Genomic DNA, 15,959 nt, shown 5'->3' with positions numbered 1-15,959 from the left:
ACGCCCTATCCATGAGTGAGCTGATTCAACATTCCAACAGTATTGAATGGCGTTTTGAACGCCAGATCCTGCGCATCGAACCCTGGGGACAAAACAGCCTGCGCGTCCGGGCGACCTGCTCTCCGGCGTTAAGTGACGCACAGCACGCGCTGCTGTCTGCGGCCCCCTGCTCTGCCGACATTACTGCTGAAGCCGAAAGCCTGACGCTTCGCAACGGCAACATCACCGCGACGCTGAACCTTAAGGGCCAACTGGCATTCTACAACCAGCGCGGCGAACTGCTGCTGGAGGAGATGTGGCGGCAGCGGTCAACGGTAGGCATCGGTGCCAGTGAAAAAAGTCAGGATAAGTACGTCAGCGCCCTGAAGCTGGATGGGCGAGAATTCAAGCCGCTGGCGGGCGGGAAATATCAACTCACGGTGCGTTTTGAATCACGCCCCGACGAACGCCTTTACGGCATGGGTCAGTATCAACAGCCGTGGCTGGATCTGAAAGGCTGCACGCTGGAGCTGGCGCAACGTAACTCTCAGGCCAGCGTGCCCTTCGTGCAGTCCAGCCTTGGCTACGGCCTGCTGTGGAACAACCCGGCGATCGGCGAGGCCAGCTTTGCCAAAAACCAGACCGAATGGCGCGCCCGCGTCACGGGTGAGATGGATTACTGGATCACCGCAGCCGACACGATTGCCGATATTACCCGTCAGTACGTCAAGGCGACGGGGACCCCACCACAGGCTCCGGCCTTTATCAGCGGACTGTGGCAGTGCAAATTGCGCTACCGCACGCAGCAGGAAGTGCTGGAGGTGGCCCGGGAGTATCGCCGCCGCAGCCTGCCGCTTTCGGTGATGGTCATTGACTTCTTCCACTGGCCGAATCAGGGCACCTGGTGCTTTGATCCTGTCGACTGGCCCAACCCTAAAGCCATGGTTGACGAGCTACGCGAGCTGGGTATTGCGCTGATGGTGTCCGTCTGGCCTACGGTTGAGGCGCGCAGCCCGCTCTATCCGGTGATGAAGGCCAAAGGGTGGCTGGTCAGCAGCGAGCGCGGGGTGCAGGTCAACCTCGACTTCATGGGCAATACTACCTTCTTTGACGCCACGCATCCCGAGGCCCGGCAGTTTGTCTGGGATACGGTGAAGAAAAATTACTACGACCTGGGGATCAAACTGTTCTGGCTGGACGAGGCGGAGCCCGAATACCGCGCCTACGACTTCGATAATTACCGCTACTACGCTGGCCCGGTCCTGGAAGTGGGAAACCGCTACCCGCGCGATTTTGCACAGGGGTTTTATGATGGGCTGCAGGCCAGCGGCGAAACCGAGATCGTGAACCTGGTTCGCTGCGCCTGGGCAGGCAGCCAGCGCTACGGCGTATTGGCCTGGTCGGGGGACGTCCACTCCTCCTTCCACGCGTTTCGCAACCAGCTCGCCGCCGGGCTAAACATGGGGCTGGCGGGGATCCCCTGGTGGACCACCGATATCGGCGGTTTCCAGGGCGGGAACGTCAACGATCCGGCGTTCCACGAGCTGCTGATCCGCTGGTTCCAGTGGGCGGTGTTTACCCCCGTACTGCGCATGCACGGCTATCGTGAACCGCAGATCCAGCCGCCGGAGCGCTATCGCGACGGTATACCGCAGTGTAACAGCGGTTCACCTAATGAACTGTGGAGCTATGGAGAAGCCAACTTCGCTATCATGCAGCGCTGGCTCTCCGTACGCGAGAAGCTGCGTCCCTATATTGATGCGCTATACGAGAATGCCCACCGGCAGGGCGACCCGCTTATGCGCCCCCTGTTCTGGCATTACCCACAGGAAACGCAAAGCTGGGAAACGGAAGATCAGTATCTGTTTGGCGAAGATTTGCTGGTTGCGCCGGTCATGCATGCCGGCCAGCGCGAGCGCGAGGTCTGGCTCCCGGCAGGGAACGGCTGGCTGGCGCTTAACGGCGAGCGCTACGCGGGGGGCGAGCGCATTACGGTACCGGCAGCGCTGGAAACCATTCCGGTCTTTATTCGCGAAGGCAGTCCACTGGTGCAAACGCTGCTGAGCTGACGATGGGCAAGTGCCCAAAAAAAGAGGTTTTTTTTGACAAAGGCCTGTTTGCTCACGCATTTGCGCGTACAGTAAGCAGGCTTACTTTTTTTGGCAAGGACCTCTGCATGTTTGACCCTACTCTGCTTATTCTCCTGGCGCTCGCCGCGCTCGGCTTTGTTAGCCATAACACCACCGTGGCCATTTCTATTCTGGTGCTGATTATCGTGCGCGTGACCCCGTTAAATACCTTTTTCCCGTGGATAGAAAAACAGGGCCTGACCATTGGGATAATCATTTTAACCATTGGGGTGATGGCGCCCATCGCCAGCGGTACGCTTCCCGCCTCAACGCTGCTGCACTCGTTTGTAAACTGGAAATCGCTGGTGGCGATCGCGGTTGGGATTTTCGTCTCGTGGCTGGGCGGACGCGGCGTCACGCTGATGAGTAGCCAGCCCTCGCTGGTGGCGGGTCTGCTGGTGGGCACCGTGCTGGGTGTGGCGCTCTTTCGCGGCGTTCCGGTGGGCCCGCTGATTGCAGCAGGCCTGGTCTCGCTGTTTATTGGGAAGTCGTAGTCAGGCTGGCCATATAACGCGCCGGCGTCTGACCCAGTCCCTTCTTGAACATGGTGATAAACGCGGTGGTCGAGTCATAGCCCAGTGACTGTGCCACCTGCTGTACCGATTTCCCGCCTATCAAATGCTGTAACGCCACAATCAGCTGCAGCTGGTGACGCCATCGGCGAAAGCTTAAGCCGGTCTCTTTCACTACCAGCCGCGCCAGGTTGCGTTCGCTCATGGCAAAGTGGCTCGCCCACTGCGCCAGCGTCTGCCAGGCTGCGGGCTCTTCCGCCATCTTCTCGCTCATCAGCCGGATTTTTGGATGGGGCGAGACGGGCAGCTGCAGATGCTCCTGACGCTGGAGCGGCAGCTCGTCAAACAGGACGTCCACCAGGCGCGAGGTGGCCGCAAGCTGCAGCTGTTCACGCGATTTTTCCGCGAGCGATAAAATCAGCTCCCGCACCAGCGGGGAGATTTTCAGGGTGCAACAGCGCTCCGGCAAGCTTGCTGCCCCCGGTTCAATGAACAAAAAGCAGAGCTGCGCCCCCGGCGTGGCCCTGTTGCTGTGCGGCATCTGGCCGGGGATCCAGACGGCGTACTGGGGCGGTACCATCAGCATGGCATTTTCCACTTCGCAGGTGATCGCGCCGCCGAGGGCCAGAATCATCTGTCCCTTACGGTGATGATGAAGCGGAATATATTGTTCCTCAGCCACTACGCGAATGCGAAATGCGACGGCCGCATCGTGCTGGCTATCAGGATCGTAGCCGTCCAGTCCCAGACCAATCATCAGTTTGTCCGATTTTAGCGATAAACTGTCATTTTAGCCTGATTTCAACCGCTGAGAAAATCGGTATTGTGTGCGCTCGCTTGAACGTATGAGAACATAATGACTACTGCTATTCGCACCTCAGGAAAACACGGCGCGCTGTTGATTGCAGGCATCCTGATGATTGCCACTACGCTTCGCGTCACCTTTACCGGCGCAGCCCCGCTGCTCGACACTATTCGTCTTGATTATGGCTTAACCACGGCGCAAACCGGTTTGCTGACCACCCTGCCGCTGCTGGCCTTCGCCCTTGTCTCACCGCTCGCAGCCGGCGTGGCCCGGCGTATCGGCATGGAGCGCAGCCTGTTTATTGCCCTGCTGCTGATTTGCGCCGGAATTGCCCTGCGCTCCCTGCCTTCCACCGCCCTGCTTTTCATCGGAACGGCGGTCATCGGCTGCGGGATAGCGCTGGGGAATGTGCTGTTACCCGGATTAATTAAGCGTGACTTTCCAGGCCAGGTGGCGAAGCTCACCGGAGCCTATTCCCTGACGATGGGCGTCTCGGCGGCGCTCGGCTCGGCGCTGATTGTTCCCCTGGCGCAGGGGGCGGCAGGCTGGCATGGCGCACTGCTGATGCTAATGGTGTTTCCGCTGGTGGCGCTGCTGCTCTGGCTGCCGCAGTGGCGGCAGAAGCATGTCGCGACGGTAACCGGCGCTGGCGCGCTGCATAACCGCGCGATCTGGCGCTCGGCCCTCGCGTGGCAGGTAACGCTCTTTTTGGGGATTAACTCGCTGATTTACTACGTCATCATCGGCTGGCTGCCGGCAATATTGCTCAGCAACGGCTACAGCGAAGCGCAGGCCGGCTCGGTTCACGGTCTTTTACAGCTGGCCACGGCCGTTCCGGGGCTTGCCGTTCCGCTGATCCTCCACCGTCTGAAGGATCAGCGTGGGATCGCCGGCGCGGTGGCGTTGATGTGCGCGGTAAGCGCGGCGGGCCTGTGGTTTATGCCTGACATGGCGGTGATGTGGACGCTGGTGTTTGGCTTTGGCTCCGGGGCAACGATGATCCTCGGCCTGACGTTCATCGGCCTGCGCGCCAGCTCTGCACACCAGGCTGCGGCGCTGTCCGGAATGGCACAGTCGATTGGCTACCTGCTTGCCGCCTGCGGTCCCCCGCTGATGGGGAAAATTCACGATACCGCAGGAGACTGGCAAATCCCACTTCTGGTCTGCGCACTGGCCGCCGTGATAATGGCCATCTGCGGTGTGTTAGCCGGGCGAGACCGGGAGATCGCGCCCCGTTAAGCAGTGTGGCACACCAGAGTTTCGCCCGGCGGCGCTACGCTTGCACGGGCCTACACTGAATTGTGCAATCGGAATGTAGGCCGGGTAAGCGCAGCGCCACCCGGCAAGGAAAGCGACGTCGTTATGAATCGCGTGCCGCGCGCAGCATCGCCTGCACCAGCACGACCGGACGCCCTTCCAGCGCGGCACGCTCATGCTGGAATAAGGTGATCACGAAGAACGGGTGCGTAACCAGTTCTGCGGCACGAATTTCTCCCTGGTCATCCCACCCCGTAACATGCATATCACCGCTTTCCAGCGCCTGTGCAAACGCCGGCGACACGCCATAGTTGCAGTGATACCCCTCTTCAATTTCCGGCCTGCCGTAGGCTTTCGCGATCAGCGTATTATTACGCAGCTCAATGGCATCGGTTTTTTCCACCAGCGAACAGGTCAGCGGCGCAATCACCATGGTGCCTTCGGTATCCGTCTCAGCATGTGCCGCATCCGCCCAGCCCAGCACATTTCGGGCATACTCAATTAGCGCATGCTGGAACCCACCGCAGGTGCCAAGGAACGGAATGCTGTTTTCACGGGCGTAGCGCGCGGCGATAAAAGCGGCTTCCGTGTTTTTATAGGGGCTTGCAGGAACCAGCCAGATAGCATCGTAGCCCACCAGATCCTCAGGGCTTGTCAGCTCCGTAGTGGCAAGCCAGTCGTAATCGGCGGTGAGGTCAAGCACTGCGGCGGCGTCGTCAATGGCCAGCGGGATCGCCTGATGCGCGATAACATTGGGATTGTAATCGCCAACCAGCGCAATGCGCAGCGTCGTTTTAACCGGGAGGTGTTCCATGAAAGGTTCCTTATGCCAGAGAATTATCAGATAACATAAGGAACCTCAGACTACCGATCTTCTGCAATTATCACAATACCTTAAATTGGGAGGGTGGAATTATGATTCAGTGCAAACGCGTATACGAACAGGTAGGTCCGGACGACGGTTATCGGGTTCTGGTGGATAAACTGTGGCCGCGCGGCGTTAAAAAAACGGACCTCGCCTATGATGAATGGTGTAAAGCACTCACGCCTTCGAATGAATTACGCAAGGCTTTTCACAGCGAAACCATTGATTTCGCCGCCTTCAGTCAGGCCTATCGGGAAGAGCTGGCGCAGCATGCGGACGAGGGAATGCGCCTGGCGGCGCGGGCAAAAAAACAGACCGTCACCCTGCTCTACGGCGCAAAAAACACGGAGCAAAATCACGCCCTGGTATTAGCCGACTGGCTGCGCCATCTGTAATCAGCCGATGGTCAGCGCATCCACGGTTTGCGGTGCTTCATCCGGGGTAAGCGGCATCAGATGTTCGGGGCGAACAAACGCAAAGCCGTGCTGATTGTCAAAGGCGTAAACATCACCTGTTACCAGCCAAAGCGCGCGGTCTGCGGTAGCGGGTAACTGCGTCATGACGCCGTTGACCGGGTTAACGAAACGCATTCCGGGCTGGCAAAGGCCAAACAGCTCAACAGATTTACCAATATTGCGACGGCCAGACGCCGTGCGGGCACCCACGATCATCGCCATGCTGCCCGGTTTAAGCTGAAACATACTTCTCTCACGATAACGGTAGCCAGGAAATGGCTAAGAATAATCCTAAAGAGAAGTGTATCGCAGGCAATATGACTTTGTCACCTGGTGGGTTGCGGACGATCGCGACGATAGAGCGTCCATTCATCGATCACTTCGCCACCCGGTAATTTGCACTCGGTACGGACGCCCTGCGGGCTCTGAACCGGGATCTGTTCCCCGCCTTTCTCCAGGCAATACACGGAAGCCGGGTTCGCCATACCGATAGCGTGTGGCGGTTTCGGCGCATCAGGCGGCGTTGTTTTTGTGGTGCAGGCAACTAAGGGCAAGGCCAGCGCCAGAAGCAGAAATCTCATCACTTTGATCCTTTTGACATCATTACAGGTTAAGGGTAACGGGTCAGCGCCGCTTTCTCCATGATTTCTCCATTTTAACTGCACTTTTCAACACTATAGTGTGGCATGTTCTCGATATGACCAGAGAACATCATTCCGTAATCAAGATGTCTTTGCCCCGGTCTCAACAACGGGGCCTTTTTTCTCGCCCGCTGCCCTCCCGCTGCATATATTAAATTTTCTGTATTCATGTTTTACTATGCCCGAAGTCTAAAAACTCAGCATAACATGCAGATGCAGACGTCTTCTGCCTGGGAGTCACTCTACGTCATGTCGGATATTATCCTTGCCCGTGTTTCAGAAACCCTCGCCACTGAACAATCCCTTGAAAGTCTCGTTCGTCAGCTGCTGGAGATGCTGGAGATAGTGACCGACATGGAGTCGACTTATCTCACTAAGGTCGATATCAAAGCCCGGCTGCAGCATATTCTCTATGCCCGCAACAGCAAGCAGATGGAGATCCCCGAAGGGTTAAGCGTTCCCTGGGATGAAACGCTCTGCAAGCGCGCGCTGGATAGCGACACGCTGTTCAGCAACGACGTGCCCGAACGTTGGCCCGAGTGTGAAGCGGCAAAAGCGCTTGGCATTACCACCTACATGAGCATCCCCGTTCATCTTGCCGATGGTTCACTGTACGGAACGCTCTGCGCCACCAGCACGGCCAGGAAACCGCTCAGCGAGCGCGGTGAGCAGGTGCTGAGATTATTCGCCGGTTTAATTGGCCAGTACATCCAGAAAGAGTCGCTGGTCACCCAGCTTCGCGAAGCCAACGCGGCCCTCATCGCGCACTCTTATACCGATGCCCTGACCGGGTTGCCCAACCGTCGCGCACTGTTTGAGGATCTGACGACCCTGTTTTCTCTGGCGCGACATCTCAAGCGTAACGCCATTATCGCGTTTATCGATCTGGATGATTTCAAACTGATTAACGATCGCTATGGACACGAAGCGGGCGACCAGTTCCTGATTGAAGTAGGCAAGCGTTTGACGGAAGAAAAGCAGCAGGACGATATCATTGGCCGGCTGGGCGGTGATGAGTTTCTGGTGGCCTCGCTGAGCCAGTCCCACGAAGAGGGAGATAACGCGCAGGTCACCCTGCTCAGAACGCGCCTCAGCGCCTGCATTGCCGGTGAATACTGGCTGGGCAGCGTCAATCTCATTTATCCGGGTGCCAGCCTTGGCGTTATCGAAGTGGACCCAGGCGTAACCGATCCGGACACGGCGCTACGCGACGCGGATGCCGCGATGTATCAGGATAAGAAAGGAAAAAGCAAAACACGCTTTCTCGCCATGGATTAACCCCGTACACTCTATGGCGTTTTAGAAACCGAAACAGGTGATGGTATGAGAATAGGGATCCTCTTCCCGGTCGTTATTTTTATAACGGCGGTGATTTTTTTAGCATGGTTCTTTGTCGGTGGTTACGCGGCGCCAGGGGCATAAATGAGAAAAACGACCCTCATTATGCTGATAGTTGCCATTGCGGCATTTGCCGGCACGCAGCTTGGCTGGTGGTAAACCCCAATACGTAAAAAGGCCGCCATCTGGCAGCCTTTTTCAACGCTTTTAAGCCTTAGCTTTTGATCTTTCTGTAGATAAACAGAACAACCAGCGCACCGATCACCGCGACGGCGAAGCTGCCGAAGTTAAAGCCATCGACCTTGCCAAAACCGAACAGCGTACTGATCCAGCCGCCAACTACCGCGCCGACAACACCCAGTATTACGGTGACGATAAACCCACCGCCATCTTTGCCCGGCATGATCCACTTCGCCAGAATACCCGCAATAAGCCCAAAGATAATCCAGGATAAAATTCCCATAACTTTCCTCTCTGTATGGTTTTTGTCATTAAATCAACGACACAAAAAAGAATAGCACAGGATTTGAGAAAGGAAATTTGTGATAAGCATCACAACGAGAGAGTGCGTAATTATTCATCAACGAAATGAATGTTCCACATAAACTGTGGGGTTGCATCTTTTGTTGAGAAAGATTATCTTTCTCAACACTGAATAGTTGAGTGAAACGCTCAGGTATTCAGTACGACATTGCTCACATTGCTTCCAGTATTTCTTGCCCACTCTTGAGTGGGCTTTTTTTTCGATCACACCCCAACAAATGCGTACCGGTTACGCCCGGCGCGTTTTGCCTGGTAGAGCGCTCGATCCGCGGCAATAATAATGTCCTGCTGGCTGCCTGCGATATCGACAGCACGTGCTGTTGAAATCCCAACGCTTACCGTCACCCGTCCGAATGGGCTGAAAGCATGGGTAATGTGCAGCGAGAACACATTGCGAATAATCGTCTGCGCCAGGCGAAGCGCCTCCTGAATATCCGTATCAGGTAATATCAGCGCAAACTCCTCTCCGCCATATCGCGCCACAATCTGATTATCACGGGTGAGGCTCTCCCTGAGGCTGTTTCCGAGCATTGCCAGACACCGGTCCCCTTCCGGATGACCGTAGTTATCGTTGTATTTTTTGAAGTAATCCACATCCACGATCAACATCGAAATTGGTGCATCATGTGCGGCACAGAGCGCGATTTCCGAGAGGATTCTTTCATCAAAAATGCGACGGTTGTACAGCCCGGTCAGCGCATCCTCAGAGGCGATAATCTTCAGCGCTTTGTTATCCCTTGTTTTTCGGGATAAGTCGGAATACAGGAAGTATGACGCGAAGATGAGTATCGCGGTGAAGACGAAAATGAGCACCGCCAGCTGAATCGCCTGCTTGCGCCAGGGTGCGAGGGCTTCATCAATACTAACGGCCACGGTGGTGACCAGCCCGTAGCGTTTATTTTTCTCATAGGCATAAATGCGCTCGATTTTATCAAACCGGGAGATAGAACTGGCTATCCCTGTATTTTGTACCTTGAGGTATTTCCTGAAGAGAGGTGAATCAGAAACAATCGTGCCGATATAGGTATTTTTAAAGGGATAACGAACCAGCAACACGCCTGCCTGCGTCGTTAAGCCAATCACGCCCGAGTGACCGATATTAATCTGCCCGTAGAGCGCGAGAAAGTTTTCGATACCCAGCGTCACCACCACAACGCCGTTAAATGCCCCGGTGTCGGTTTCAAGGCGCCGGCTAATGGTGATAACCCATTTACCATTGGTTCTGCTTACCACGGGCTCACCAATAAAAATCTGCTGACTTTTATTTTCCTGGTGATAGATAAAAAACTCTCTGTCCGAGCCTTTGCGGGGACCGGTAAAACTTTCATGCAATGCGGTAAAGATATCGCCCTGCGCATCGTAAACAACCACATTATTAATCTGGGTAAGAAGATTATCCTGATTATTTATCATTCGCTGAATATGGGTCGCCTGCTGCGGGGTCATGCCATAAATTTCGATTATGTCCGAAACGGTAGTAATTAACATTTCACTCTGTCGCATGATCCCCTCAGTATAGACATCAAGGGTATGGCTCAGGTTAGCGACGCTGGTATTAATTTGCTGGATTGACTGCTGTCTGGACGTGGCAATTTGGACGGCAAGCGACAGCGAGATGATCAATGAGACAATGATGACGGTAATGGTTGTTGTGTAAAAAGTATTTTTCACATGCACGAGCTATTCCACCTTATCACGCCTGACATCCCTGGCTGACAACTCTTGTCACTGTAACAAAGCTCCGGATAAGAGGAAAATGAATTGCACTTAAGCATACAACAGAAGCTCGTCTTAATTTTGTTTTACAAACTTACCGTCTCCCGAGGCTTAGATAAAATGACTTTAATAAAGTCTATATAGGAGACGGGTTTACCAAAATAATAACCCTGCAACAGGGTAATCTCATTACGGTTGAGATACTCCAGTTGCTCCTTCGTTTCTACACCTTCAGCTACAATGCGCAACGAAAGTTTTTTCGCCAGGTCTATGACGCAGTCCAGCAGGATCGTTGAATCCTTCTCCTCTGAAACCCGGTTCACAAAGCTCTTATCGATTTTAATATAGTCAATGGCAAGCGCATTAAGGCACGACAGCCCGGAATAGCCCGTGCCAAAATCATCCAGCGCGATGACAAAACCGGCGTTATGCAGCGTGTTGAGGTTTTTCACCAGATGAGGATTATCGATCAACGGTTCACGTTCGGTTACCTCAAGAACCAGCTTAACTTCTTTACCCTGAAACCCTTTTCCGAAGACGCGGCAGTCACCAATAAACGAAGGGGCATTGATGTGCCTGGCGCTGATGTTTACCCCGATATGAAACCCATCCGGTAGCTTAGGTAAAAGCGGCTTTAGCTGAGTGACCACTTTCGCCATTAACCCTTTGGTCAGCGGAATAATTAAACCGCTACGTTCGGCAATCGGAATAAAAACATCCGGCGGAATAAAGCCTGATTTTGGATGCTTCCATCTTGCAAGGACTTCAACGCCATATAACCCGCCGGTATCACCGTTCACGATCGGTTGATAATAAGGAACGATTTCCCCGTGCAAAATGGCTTTCCGCAAATCATCTTCAAATGAGGTGCTTTTCCCCTTGTAACGCTGGATCAAAATGCCCACCGTTACGGATAAAGCTAGAACAAGCAGTATCAGACTCCAACCCTGGTGCAACAGTCTGGTCAGGCTAAAAAAGGCAGGAGGTTGCCAGGCCAGGCTAAAGGGGAATTGCGTAGATGCCATTAGCGACCCTGCCCACGAGACCGCTTTCCAGGCGGTGACATCACCGTTGCGCGTAAGCATTCTTTCACCGACAACGAGCCCCAGGTCAACGCTGTTGGACGCATTTGCTATAACGTCCTGCAAATGTGCCTCACTGACGCTGACGATGACGCGCCCGCCCGCGATGGGCATCTGGAACAGGAGCACCGGAACACCGTTCACCCGTCGATTGCCGGGTAACAGCATTAATTCTTCATCAGGTAGCGTCTCCGGGTGAACAATCAATACGCCATTTCCGGGAAGGGAAGTACAAATGATTTTACCCTGCTGCTGGATCATGATGGCGCGCAAATGCGGTTTAAGCGCCGCTTCAGTTCCCAACGCCAGCTGTCCGCTACTGGTACACCCTTGAGCCGCAACGCGCTTCGCCGTGTTGGCCGCACTGGTGGCTTCAGCAAGAATGTTTTCTATTTTTTGGGTGCTTACGGTGGCGGTGTGAATATTATCAAGTTTCGCCATCTGCCATAGCTGCCAGTTAACGATCAGTATGCCGCTCAAAAAGAGAATTAGGGCAGTGAGAATGGGGATCGTCACGTTGCGCACGATGTTTTCCTTAATAGAAAAAACAAGCATGGATGTTCTGAAAGAAGAGCCAGAGGCTAACCCGGCGTTGCTATAACAATGAAAAAAGCTTAGCTGAGATTTGTCTTAAAAAACTGATGCTTTCGTATGAGTTCATCCTGCTGAATGTACTCACCTGCCGTGACTATCAGGCTTGTACCCTGCCCTGGCTGTGTTAAGATTTGTGAAATCAGGGAGCGGACAGGATAACTGGAAAATGAAAAAACTCATTGCCGTTGCTATCGTTTCAACGCTTCTGGTCCTCCTGTCTCTTTATGCGGTCAATGCGGTTATCGTGGGTCAGCAAAAGAGCAAACAGCTCGAGATATCGCGTACTCTTTTACATTATTCAGAAGATCTGTCCCAAAGCGTGGCGCTGGCCCTTAAAAGTATTACAACCCAGGGGTGTAATAAAAGCAGCCTTGATAGCTACCGACAAATAAAGCTTAATAGCCTCTATTTCGGCGATATCGGTTTTATTGAGAAGGGGAAAATAGCATGTACCGCTTTTTGGGGTAAACTCGCGACGCCCGTTGCACTTCCTGCAGAGCTGCATAAAACGCCGAGGGGCTTTCTCCTGGCGCAGTTTTCCAGAAAAGATTTCTTCACAGGCAATGCGGCAATTTATAATAATATTATTATCTTCACCTCCCGCTATGCTTACGATAAGTTCACTCCGGTTACGGCAAGCTATTCTCTGAGTACCACCACCAAAGACTTCGGCAGAACATTTTTTTCGACCACTCCTCAGTTAAAGCAGCAGAGCTGGCTGCATTCGAAGTTGTTTACCCTGACTCTGACGCAGTGCAGTCCCATCTGGGACCTGTGTGTCATTGTGAAGCATCACGACGCTGGGCTGGCCTCGCTACCCCCGTTTATCTTTACGCTACTCGCGGTCATTCTCTATTGTATCTGGGCTGCGATAACGCTATTTGTCTTCCGTATCTATGAAGACCGCTTTTCGCTGGAGCGCACGCTGATCAAGGCCGTCATTACGAATACCATCTGCGTTAACTACCAGCCTATTATTCGCATTCACGATCAAAAAATAGTCGGCGTAGAAGTTCTGTCGAGATGGCGCGATCAAAAGCACGGTGACATTTCTCCGGAGCTTTTCATTCCGTTAATTAAGAAGATCGGTCTGTATAAAAAATATTATAGTAATATTATCGAAAAATCCCTTTCTGACATTGCCCCGCTTGCGATTAAGCATCAGCTGATTGTCTCCATCAACGTCGGGCGGAAGGAAATTGAAGATGGACAATTCATTAACGTTTTGCGCCGTGTCTGTTTAGCCCATCACCTTCCCCTTTCCCTGATAAAGGTCGAGCTTTCTGAAAAGGCCATTTCTACTGCAGATATTCTCGAGGGATTCTGTCATGAGCTGAAATCTCTTGGCGTAAAAATATCAATCGATGATTTTGGCGTACAAAATTCAAACCTCGCCAGGCTGTCACAGCTTGAATATGATGAAATAAAAATCGATAAGTCGCTGGTGGATGGCATCAATGAGCATTATAAGCAAAACATATTTGTTATCTTTAGCGATGCCCTTGCAAGATTGAATAAGACCCTGGTTTTTGAGGGAGTGGAGAATGAAATACAGTATCGCTTTATTGCTGACAGATATCCCGATGCGCTGATTCAGGGTTGGTATTTTTCTAAGTCACTCACCCGGAGCGAGCTGGCGAAGCGGCTCACCGGCGTCGCGCCGTGACCCGAAACCCGGCGCACCCGTATTTTTTCTGCCCGGGCGTTTCTATTTTATTCGCAAAAACATATAGTCGTCACAATCAGACGGTAGATTACCCTGAAGCACACTCTTATTTGGTTAAAAACGTGAAATTATCCTTACTTTTCCCAGTGGTACTCTTTTTTCTGATCGTTATTTTTGCGCTGTTTATCGACACTCCCGCTTCGCATATTCTGCGAAAAAAATGCATGTGGTCCGATAGCGTGATGCTGAGCTGTCTGGCAAAGCATCAGCATAATGGTTTTTAAGGCAGGTTATTCGTTGCCCCATTGATTGAGGAAGTTCGCAATATCATCAATACGAGCAGCGCGGATCCCGGCCTCCGCGGCCATCTCCTGCTGGGCTTCCTCGCTAATTTCCTCGTTATTCGCTAAACGTGTGAGCAGCAGCTGGAAATAATGAGCCAGCGCGTCGCGCTCTGACTCACCGACCTGCTCTGCGGCTTCCGTCGCGTACTCATCGGCAATGTCATAATATTTCAGTGGGATATCGTTGTTCATCGCAGTCTCTTCTCAAACCTGTATGGGTCAAGTCATGAGTATATCGGACGCCCTGGCTCAACCAAAGCATTGCTTCAGATGAGCAACGCAAGCAGCGCAGCGAGAGCAGGTATGGCCTGCACATACAAAATTTTTCGGCTGGCGGTTACAGAGCCAAATACACCGGCAATTAACACGCAGGTGAGGAAGAAGATGGCCACCTGAATGCCCTTTTCGCCGAGCCAGAGGCTCCAGAGCAAACCTGCCGCCAAAAAACCGTTATACAGGCCCTGATTCGCAGCCAGCACGCGGGTGTCGCGCGCAAAGTCGGGACGCAGGTTAAAGGCCTTGTGCCCGGTTTTGGTGTTCCACAGGAACATTTCTAGTACAAGGATATAGAGATGAATTAACGCAACAACAGTGATAAGAACCGTGGCTAACATCGTGCTGTCTCCCGCGTACAGAGGCAAAAAAAACGGGAACCCTCAGGCTCCCGTTCCGGTATAACCCAGAATCTGGATTACATATTCGCGATAATCGCGTCGCCAAACTCTGAACATTTCAGCAGTTTAGCGCCTTCCATCAGACGTTCGAAATCGTAAGTTACGGTTTTCGCGTTGATCGCGCCTTCCATACCTTTAACGATCAGGTCTGCGGCTTCGAACCATTCCATATGGCGCAGCATCATCTCTGCGGACAGGATGATTGAGCCTGGGTTCACTTTGTCCTGGCCTGCGTATTTTGGCGCAGTGCCGTGGGTCGCTTCGAACAGCGCGCATTCGTCACCGATGTTCGCGCCAGGGGCGATACCGATACCGCCAACCTGAGCGGCCAGGGCGTCAGAGATGTAGTCACCGTTCAGGTTCATACAGGCAATGACGTCGTATTCAGCAGGACGCAGCAGGATCTGCTGCAGGAACGCATCGGCGATCACATCTTTAATGATGATCTCTTTGCCGGTGTTCGGGTTCTTAATTTTCTGCCATGGGCCGCCGTCGATCAGCTCGCCGCCGAACTCTTCGGTCGCCAACTGGTAGCCCCAGTCTTTGAACGCGCCTTCGGTGAACTTCATGATGTTGCCTTTGTGAACCAGGGTCACAGAGTCGCGGTCGTTGGTGATCGCATATTCGATCGCCGCACGCACCAGACGCTTGGTCCCTTCTTCGGAGCACGGCTTAATGCCGATGCCGCAATGTTCAGGGAAGCGAATTTTCTTCACGCCCATCTCTTCGCGCAGGAATTTAATCACTTTTTCTGCATCAGCAGAGTCAGCTTTCCATTCGATACCCGCGTAGATGTCTTCTGAGTTTTCGCGGAAGATAACCATATCGGTCAGTTCAGGATGCTTAACCGGGCTTGGGGTGCCCTGATAGTAACGAACCGGACGCAGACACACGTACAGGTCCAGCTCCTGACGCAGTGCCACGTTCAGGGAACGGATACCGCCGCCAACTGGCGTCGTCAGTGGGCCTTTAATAGCAACGCGGTAGTCGCGGATCAGGTCCAGCGTTTCTGCTGGCAGCCAGACGTCCTGGCCATAAACTTGAGTAGATTTCTCACCGGTGTAAATTTCCATCCAGGAAATTTTACGCTCGCCTTTGTAGGCTTTCTCAACAGCGGCATCAACCACTTTCAGCATTGCCGGGGTAACGTCTACACCGATACCGTCACCTTCGATGAACGGGATAATCGGATTGTGAGGAACGTTAATCTTGCCGTTTTGCAGGGTGATCTTTTTACCTTCCGCCGGAACAACTACTTTGCTTTCCATTAACCTCTCCTTCGAGCGCTTCTGGTTGTTACTGATCTTATGTTAATAAATTGTAATGAGCCCTTCGATAGTACCTGATTGTCCTGCGCCA

The 15,959-nt window shown here is 53.2% G+C and carries 17 protein-coding genes; 7 read left to right on the top strand and 10 right to left on the bottom strand.

Features of this window, described 5'->3' with window-relative positions; genetic code table 11:
* Positions 1-11 precede the first annotated feature (11 nt).
* Together ACWHWP_RS09025 and ACWHWP_RS09020 are read left to right on the top strand one after the other, a co-directional pair.
* Positions 12-2,048, top strand: a complete 2,037-nt coding sequence (locus ACWHWP_RS09025) for a glycoside hydrolase family 31 protein (RefSeq protein WP_063955941.1) — start codon at positions 12-14, stop codon at positions 2,046-2,048.
* A 107-nt stretch (positions 2,049-2,155) separates the two neighbouring features.
* Positions 2,156-2,602 (top strand): DUF441 domain-containing protein, encoded by a 447-nt coding sequence (locus ACWHWP_RS09020; protein ID WP_024908579.1) that lies wholly within the window; start codon positions 2,156-2,158, stop codon positions 2,600-2,602.
* Here the strand turns inward: ACWHWP_RS09020 and ACWHWP_RS09015 are convergent.
* On the bottom strand, positions 2,586-3,377 hold the full coding sequence (locus ACWHWP_RS09015; RefSeq protein WP_059310995.1) for an AraC family transcriptional regulator: 792 nt from the start codon (positions 3,375-3,377) through the stop codon (positions 2,586-2,588). The two genes, ACWHWP_RS09020 and ACWHWP_RS09015, sit on opposite strands and share 17 nt — an antisense overlap.
* A gap of 99 nt (positions 3,378-3,476) precedes the next feature.
* Here ACWHWP_RS09015 and ACWHWP_RS09010 point away from each other — a divergent pair, with 99 nt between their 5' ends.
* A complete protein-coding gene (locus tag ACWHWP_RS09010; RefSeq protein ID WP_447855427.1) occupies positions 3,477-4,664 on the top strand; it encodes a CynX/NimT family MFS transporter in 1,188 nt (395 codons plus the stop codon).
* A gap of 121 nt (positions 4,665-4,785) precedes the next feature.
* Here ACWHWP_RS09010 and ACWHWP_RS09005 read toward each other — a convergent pair whose 3' ends face one another.
* A complete protein-coding gene (locus ACWHWP_RS09005; protein ID WP_059310997.1) occupies positions 4,786-5,496 on the bottom strand; it encodes a CTP synthase C-terminal region-related (seleno)protein in 711 nt (236 codons plus the stop codon).
* A gap of 101 nt (positions 5,497-5,597) precedes the next feature.
* Between ACWHWP_RS09005 and ACWHWP_RS09000 the strand changes: the two genes are divergently transcribed.
* Entirely contained in the window at positions 5,598-5,942 is a 345-nt protein-coding gene (locus ACWHWP_RS09000; protein ID WP_063955935.1) for a DUF488 domain-containing protein, read from the top strand.
* Here the strand turns inward: ACWHWP_RS09000 and ACWHWP_RS08995 are convergent, their stop codons facing one another.
* Positions 5,943-6,248 (bottom strand): hypothetical protein, encoded by a 306-nt coding sequence (locus ACWHWP_RS08995; protein WP_059310999.1) that lies wholly within the window; start codon positions 6,246-6,248, stop codon positions 5,943-5,945.
* An 80-nt stretch (positions 6,249-6,328) separates the two neighbouring features.
* On the bottom strand, positions 6,329-6,583 hold the full coding sequence (locus ACWHWP_RS08990) for a putative hemolysin (protein WP_059311000.1): 255 nt from the start codon (positions 6,581-6,583) through the stop codon (positions 6,329-6,331).
* A gap of 309 nt (positions 6,584-6,892) precedes the next feature.
* Here ACWHWP_RS08990 and ACWHWP_RS08985 point away from each other — a divergent pair, with 309 nt between their 5' ends.
* Both ACWHWP_RS08985 and ACWHWP_RS08980 read left to right on the top strand, forming a co-directional pair.
* Positions 6,893-7,921, top strand: a complete 1,029-nt coding sequence (locus ACWHWP_RS08985) for a sensor domain-containing diguanylate cyclase (RefSeq protein WP_059311001.1) — start codon at positions 6,893-6,895, stop codon at positions 7,919-7,921.
* Positions 7,922-7,966: 45 nt separating this feature from the next.
* A complete protein-coding gene (locus tag ACWHWP_RS08980) occupies positions 7,967-8,065 on the top strand; it encodes a YoaK family small membrane protein (protein WP_029739841.1) in 99 nt (32 codons plus the stop codon).
* 130 nt (positions 8,066-8,195) lie between these two features.
* On the opposite strand, the gene ACWHWP_RS08975 is transcribed toward ACWHWP_RS08980, so the two are convergent.
* The 3 genes from ACWHWP_RS08975 to ACWHWP_RS08965 form a co-directional block, all read right to left on the bottom strand.
* A complete protein-coding gene (locus ACWHWP_RS08975) occupies positions 8,196-8,444 on the bottom strand; it encodes a GlsB/YeaQ/YmgE family stress response membrane protein (RefSeq protein WP_047348918.1) in 249 nt (82 codons plus the stop codon).
* 284 nt (positions 8,445-8,728) lie between these two features.
* Entirely contained in the window at positions 8,729-10,201 is a 1,473-nt protein-coding gene (locus tag ACWHWP_RS08970) for a sensor domain-containing diguanylate cyclase (protein ID WP_447855425.1), read from the bottom strand.
* 125 nt (positions 10,202-10,326) lie between these two features.
* Positions 10,327-11,847 (bottom strand): EAL domain-containing protein, encoded by a 1,521-nt coding sequence (locus tag ACWHWP_RS08965; protein WP_082844881.1) that lies wholly within the window; start codon positions 11,845-11,847, stop codon positions 10,327-10,329.
* 235 nt (positions 11,848-12,082) lie between these two features.
* Here ACWHWP_RS08965 and ACWHWP_RS08960 point away from each other — a divergent pair, with 235 nt between their 5' ends.
* Positions 12,083-13,582 carry an EAL domain-containing protein gene (locus ACWHWP_RS08960; protein WP_447855424.1) on the top strand — a complete coding sequence of 500 codons (1,500 nt, stop codon included), beginning with the start codon at positions 12,083-12,085 and terminating at the stop codon, positions 13,580-13,582.
* 290 nt (positions 13,583-13,872) lie between these two features.
* Here the strand turns inward: ACWHWP_RS08960 and ACWHWP_RS08955 are convergent, their stop codons facing one another.
* From ACWHWP_RS08955 to icd, 3 genes are all read right to left on the bottom strand, one after another.
* Complete coding sequence (locus ACWHWP_RS08955; protein ID WP_047348921.1) at positions 13,873-14,118, bottom strand: DUF2543 family protein; 246 nt, start codon at positions 14,116-14,118, stop codon at positions 13,873-13,875.
* A gap of 74 nt (positions 14,119-14,192) precedes the next feature.
* A complete protein-coding gene (locus tag ACWHWP_RS08950) occupies positions 14,193-14,540 on the bottom strand; it encodes a DUF1304 domain-containing protein (RefSeq protein WP_447855423.1) in 348 nt (115 codons plus the stop codon).
* A 77-nt stretch (positions 14,541-14,617) separates the two neighbouring features.
* Complete coding sequence (gene icd / locus ACWHWP_RS08945) at positions 14,618-15,868, bottom strand: NADP-dependent isocitrate dehydrogenase (RefSeq protein WP_003857898.1); 1,251 nt, start codon at positions 15,866-15,868, stop codon at positions 14,618-14,620.
* Positions 15,869-15,959 lie beyond the last annotated feature (91 nt).

The organism is Enterobacter sp. WI-ESBL-E8, from assembly GCF_053364895.1.
The sequence above is the reverse complement of the archived record's forward strand: the minus strand, read 5'-3'. Positions and strand labels throughout refer to the sequence as shown.

What these genes read in the sequence shown, in the direction of transcription:
- ACWHWP_RS08955 (WP_047348921.1), bottom strand. Translation starts at nt 14,118, where the DNA reads ATGAACAACGATATCCCACTGAAATATTATGACATTGCCGATGAGTAC.
- icd (WP_003857898.1), bottom strand. Translation starts at nt 15,868, where the DNA reads ATGGAAAGCAAAGTAGTTGTTCCGGCGGAAGGTAAAAAGATCACCCTG.
- ACWHWP_RS09010 (WP_447855427.1), top strand. Translation starts at nt 3,477, where the DNA reads ATGACTACTGCTATTCGCACCTCAGGAAAACACGGCGCGCTGTTGATT.
- ACWHWP_RS09025 (WP_063955941.1), top strand. Translation starts at nt 12, where the DNA reads ATGAGTGAGCTGATTCAACATTCCAACAGTATTGAATGGCGTTTTGAA.
- ACWHWP_RS08960 (WP_447855424.1), top strand. Translation starts at nt 12,083, where the DNA reads ATGAAAAAACTCATTGCCGTTGCTATCGTTTCAACGCTTCTGGTCCTC.
- ACWHWP_RS08980 (WP_029739841.1), top strand. Translation starts at nt 7,967, where the DNA reads ATGAGAATAGGGATCCTCTTCCCGGTCGTTATTTTTATAACGGCGGTG.
- ACWHWP_RS09020 (WP_024908579.1), top strand. Translation starts at nt 2,156, where the DNA reads ATGTTTGACCCTACTCTGCTTATTCTCCTGGCGCTCGCCGCGCTCGGC.
- ACWHWP_RS08990 (WP_059311000.1), bottom strand. Translation starts at nt 6,583, where the DNA reads ATGAGATTTCTGCTTCTGGCGCTGGCCTTGCCCTTAGTTGCCTGCACC.
- ACWHWP_RS08950 (WP_447855423.1), bottom strand. Translation starts at nt 14,540, where the DNA reads ATGTTAGCCACGGTTCTTATCACTGTTGTTGCGTTAATTCATCTCTAT.
- ACWHWP_RS08975 (WP_047348918.1), bottom strand. Translation starts at nt 8,444, where the DNA reads ATGGGAATTTTATCCTGGATTATCTTTGGGCTTATTGCGGGTATTCTG.
- ACWHWP_RS09005 (WP_059310997.1), bottom strand. Translation starts at nt 5,496, where the DNA reads ATGGAACACCTCCCGGTTAAAACGACGCTGCGCATTGCGCTGGTTGGC.
- ACWHWP_RS08995 (WP_059310999.1), bottom strand. Translation starts at nt 6,248, where the DNA reads ATGTTTCAGCTTAAACCGGGCAGCATGGCGATGATCGTGGGTGCCCGC.
- ACWHWP_RS08985 (WP_059311001.1), top strand. Translation starts at nt 6,893, where the DNA reads ATGTCGGATATTATCCTTGCCCGTGTTTCAGAAACCCTCGCCACTGAA.
- ACWHWP_RS09015 (WP_059310995.1), bottom strand. Translation starts at nt 3,377, where the DNA reads ATGATTGGTCTGGGACTGGACGGCTACGATCCTGATAGCCAGCACGAT.
- ACWHWP_RS09000 (WP_063955935.1), top strand. Translation starts at nt 5,598, where the DNA reads ATGATTCAGTGCAAACGCGTATACGAACAGGTAGGTCCGGACGACGGT.